Here is a 4,033-nt window from a genome sequence, read left to right as displayed (position 1 = left end):
CCCCCCGCCTGGCCCGCCTCGCCGACCTCGTCTCGGGCCGCCACTGAACCGTTCCTAATCAGTGAGCAGGAGCGAGTCTTGGACCCAATCCTGCGCATCTGGCGCATCCCGAACGGTTGTGGATGCACTGGTCGCCCGCGTTCGCTCCGCGTCCGGTGGCACGCATCGTGTGCGTGGTCCGGGGATGCGGGGGCGGGTTTCCTCATGCCCTCGGGTGCCGTGTCCGGCCTGGGCGGTCCGATGCCCGCATCCATCGCTCTGGTGGGTGCGGGGCGGTGCCGGCCGTCGCCGGATGCGGTGCCCGGGGGCGCGCCTGCCGATCGCGATGCTCGCCGCGTCGTGTCGGCTGGTCTTGCGGGTCTTCGAAGTGAGGGGTTCCTGCCAGTGCTGGGCGCCCCATAGCCGCTTCCCGCCGCGCACCACCCGCACGACACCCGCCCCACGCTCCGCCCGCGCCGCGCGGAGCCGGCACAACCCCGGGCACACGGAAAACGCCCCGGAGCGTGCTCGCTCCGGGGCGTCTCCACAGACAGAGCCCCCTGTCGGATTCGAACCGACGACCTACGCATTACAAGTGCGTTGCTCTGGCCAGCTGAGCTAAGGAGGCATCGCGCACGCCTGACGGCCTACGCAGTCGGGCCCACTTTACACAGCGACATTTGCCGCGAGCCATCGACTGAGCCAACTCGCGGAGGTTCTCCCACACCCCGCGCGGGACCGGAACGTGAAGCACCGCGGGGACGGTTTCGTGACGCCGTTCGAGGTTCCGGTGAGCCCCGGACCGGCCCGCGCCCGCGGTCCGCCGGTCAACCGGGGTGAGATCTGCGGGGCCTTCGGCTACTGACAAAAGCGTGTTCGGACAGGTAGCGTCACGACAGGTTCACCCAAGGTGGACTAGACCTACATCACCTTCCACTCGGATCGTCCGGCACGTTCCTGCCGGTGAAGGGACACAACGAAAACCATGGCCACTGTCACGTTCGACAAGGCGACCCGGATCTACCCGGGTTCCGAGAAGCCCGCCGTCGACCAGCTCGACATCGAGATCGAGGACGGGGAGTTCCTCGTACTCGTCGGTCCTTCCGGCTGCGGCAAGTCCACCTCCCTGCGTATGCTCGCCGGCCTCGAGGACGTGAACGCCGGTGCGATCCGCATCGGTGACCGCGACGTCACTCACCTGCCGCCGAAGGACCGGGACATCGCCATGGTGTTCCAGAACTACGCGCTCTACCCGCACATGACGGTCGCGGACAACATGGGCTTCGCGCTCAAGATCGCGGGCGTCAACAAGAGCGAGATCCGCGCGAAGGTCGAAGAGGCCGCGAAGATCCTCGACCTCACGGAGTACCTGGACCGCAAGCCGAAGGCGCTGTCCGGCGGTCAGCGCCAGCGTGTGGCGATGGGCCGCGCGATCGTGCGTGAGCCGCAGGTGTTCCTCATGGACGAGCCGCTGTCGAACCTCGACGCCAAGCTCCGCGTGTCGACGCGTACGCAGATCGCCGGCCTGCAGCGCCGTCTGGGCATCACGACCGTCTACGTCACGCACGACCAGGTCGAGGCCATGACGATGGGCGACCGGGTGGCCGTGCTGAAGGACGGCCTGCTCCAGCAGGTCGACTCGCCGCGCAACATGTACGACCGTCCGGCGAACCTGTTCGTGGCCGGCTTCATCGGCTCCCCGGCCATGAACCTGGTCGAGGTGCCGATCACCGACGGCGGTGTGAAGTTCGGCAACAGCGTGGTCCCCGTGTCCCGTGAGGCGCTGACCACCGCGGCGGACAGCGGCGACCGTACGGTGACCGTGGGTGTCCGCCCCGAGCACTTCGACGTGGTGGAGCTGAACGGGGGTGCCGCCAAGTCCCTCGCCAAGGACTCCGAGGACGCCCCGGCGGGTCTGGCCGTGACCGTCAACGTCGTCGAGGAGCTGGGCGCCGACGGCTACGTGTACGGCACGGCCGAGGTCGGCGGCGAGGCGAAGGACCTGGTGGTCCGTGTCAACGGCCGCGCGGTCCCGGAGAAGGGCGCCGTGCTGCACGTGGTGCCGCGCGCCGGTGAGACCCACGTGTTCTCGACCTCCTCCGGCGAACGCCTCACCGACTGACGTGCGGCAGCCGGGAGTTGCCGCTCCCGGCACCTCTCGCGAAGCCTCGCGACGCCGCTCGAAGCACCGCGACAACGGGCCCGTGGCGCCGCCCCCTTCCGCATGACGGGGGCGGCGCCGCGGCGCGTCGAGGGGCGCGTGCCCGCCACCGTCAACACGCGATTCGAATGACGGTCTCGAACCGTCGCTCATCAGGGTGACGCAATGTCGCCATGCCACTACACCCCGCTACTCTCGACCGCGTGACGCACTCCAACAATCCGCTGCCGCGGCACGGCGCAGCCCGCCGTATCGGCCGAACCCTCGCACTCGTCCTGCCCGTTGTCCTGGTTCTCTCCGGGACGCTCGCGGTCACTCATGTGAACTGGGCGACGGACTCCGATTCCCAGGTGCTCACCGCCTCCTCCGAGCATGTCTCCGTCCGCGCGAAGTCCCGTGCGGCCGCGCCTCACGACGTGCTGCGCGAGCGGCTCGTCGCCGAGCTGCAGGAGAAGAACCCCGGGCAGGTGCTGACACATCTTCAGCAGGAGGTGGACCGGCGCCCGTCGCTGGCAAGGCACTGCGCGTCCATCGCCCGCGCCCTGGGCCGCGCGGCGGTGAGGCAGTACGGTCCGACGCGGGCCCAGTCGTTCTCCCGGCCGGTGTGCGACACGGCCTTCGCGTCGGGTGTGGCGCAGGCGACGAGCTGATTTCACCCGGTCGGCCGCTTCCGGGCCGGTCCGGGCACATAGGGTGCGCGCATGACCGTTGATGCGCATGCGCTGCCCACGCAGGCCGTGGTCCTGGCCGGGGGCCAGGGTTCGCGGCTGCGTCCCTATACCGACGACCGGCCCAAGCCGATGGTCGAGATTCCGGGTACCGGGATCCCGATCATCGGCCATCAGCTTTCCTGGCTGGCCTCAGAGGGTGTCACCGATGCCGTGATCTCCTGCGGGCATCTCGCCGAGGTGCTTCAGGAGTGGCTGGATTCCGCGGACTTGCCGCTGAAGGTGACGACGGTCGTGGAGCGGGAGCCGCTGGGGCGCGGCGGCGGTCTGAAGTACGCGGCAGCTCACCTTCCGGACCCTGACCGTCCGTGGTACGCGACGAACGGGGACATCTGGACGCGGTTCTCGCTGCGTGAGATGGCGGCGTTCCACGACGAGCGGGGTGCGATCGCGACGCTGGCGCTGGCCCGTCCGCGCATCCCGTGGGGTGCGGTGGAGACGGACGCGTTCGGCCACATCGTGGACTTCGTGGAGTCGCCCCCGATCTCGTTCCAGATCAACGCGGGTGTGTACGTCTTCTCGCCGGAGTTCGCCTCACTGCTGCCCGAGCGTGGCGACCACGAGCGCACCACCTTCCCCCGGCTGGCGCGGGAGCGCAGGCTGGCGGGGTTCCCGCTGCCGCAGGGCGCGTACTGGAGGGCGATCGACACGGCGAAGGACCTGACGGAAGCGGCGAAGGAGCTGGCGGCACAGCGGGGCACCACGCACTGACCCGCGCGGGCCGACGGGAAGGGCCCGGCACTCGGTGGGCCCTTCCCGTGTCCGTACGCGGGCGGGCTTGCCCCGCTGCCCGGTTCAGCCGAGGATGCCGCCCACCAGGCCGGGCTGGTCTCCGCCACCGGAGCTGCTGCCGCCGCCCCCGGAGCCGCCCGAGGAGCCACCGGAGGCGCCGTTGCCGGGGGCACCGCTGGTGCTGCCGCCCGACGACGGGCCGGTGCCCGCGCTGCTGCTGACCGGTGGGGCGGGGGCACTGGACTGCCGGGGCGGCGCCTGTCCGGTGCCCTGCGTCTGGCTGGGCTGTCCGGCGCCCGCCCCCGCCGTCGCGGTGCCCTGGCCGGCGCCGGGCGTGGACGTGGAGGCGGACGCGCTGGGCGAGGCGGAGTTCCGGCTCGCGGAGGGGGAGGCGGAGTCGCCCGGGCGCTCGGAGGCACGCCGGGTGCCGGGT

The 4,033-nt window shown here is 70.8% G+C and carries 3 protein-coding genes, 1 tRNA gene and 2 pseudogenes; 4 read left to right on the top strand and 2 right to left on the bottom strand.

Features of this window, described 5'->3' with window-relative positions; translation table 11 throughout:
* Positions 1–54: 54 nt before the first annotated feature.
* Both GUY61_RS40915 and GUY61_RS35600 read right to left on the bottom strand, forming a co-directional pair.
* Positions 55–402: pseudogene (locus GUY61_RS40915) on the bottom strand (IS200/IS605 family accessory protein TnpB-related protein); the annotation flags it as partial.
* Between the two features lie 131 nt (positions 403–533).
* Positions 534–607: transfer RNA gene (locus GUY61_RS35600), tRNA-Thr, on the bottom strand.
* Between the two features lie 357 nt (positions 608–964).
* Here GUY61_RS35600 and GUY61_RS35595 point away from each other — a divergent pair.
* The 4 genes and pseudogenes from GUY61_RS35595 to GUY61_RS35580 all read left to right on the top strand — a co-directional run.
* Positions 965–2,101, top strand: a complete 1,137-nt coding sequence (locus GUY61_RS35595; protein ID WP_166634443.1) for an ABC transporter ATP-binding protein — start codon at positions 965–967, stop codon at positions 2,099–2,101.
* A 242-nt stretch (positions 2,102–2,343) separates the two neighbouring features.
* Positions 2,344–2,790, top strand: coding sequence for a hypothetical protein (locus GUY61_RS35590; RefSeq protein WP_398958101.1), 447 nt, complete (start codon positions 2,344–2,346; stop codon positions 2,788–2,790).
* Between the two features lie 51 nt (positions 2,791–2,841).
* Positions 2,842–3,579, top strand: a complete 738-nt coding sequence (locus tag GUY61_RS35585; protein WP_166634442.1) for a nucleotidyltransferase family protein — start codon at positions 2,842–2,844, stop codon at positions 3,577–3,579.
* A gap of 181 nt (positions 3,580–3,760) precedes the next feature.
* Positions 3,761–4,033 (top strand): annotated as a pseudogene (locus GUY61_RS35580) (hypothetical protein); the annotation flags it as partial.

This window comes from Streptomyces sp. GC420, from assembly GCF_009916105.1.
Classification (GTDB): Bacteria; Actinomycetota; Actinomycetes; order Streptomycetales; family Streptomycetaceae; genus Streptomyces.
The sequence above is the reverse complement of the archived record's forward strand: the minus strand, read 5'-3'. Positions and strand labels throughout refer to the sequence as shown.

What these genes read in the sequence shown, in the direction of transcription:
- GUY61_RS35595 (WP_166634443.1), top strand. Translation starts at nt 965, where the DNA reads ATGGCCACTGTCACGTTCGACAAGGCGACCCGGATCTACCCGGGTTCC.
- GUY61_RS35585 (WP_166634442.1), top strand. Translation starts at nt 2,842, where the DNA reads ATGACCGTTGATGCGCATGCGCTGCCCACGCAGGCCGTGGTCCTGGCC.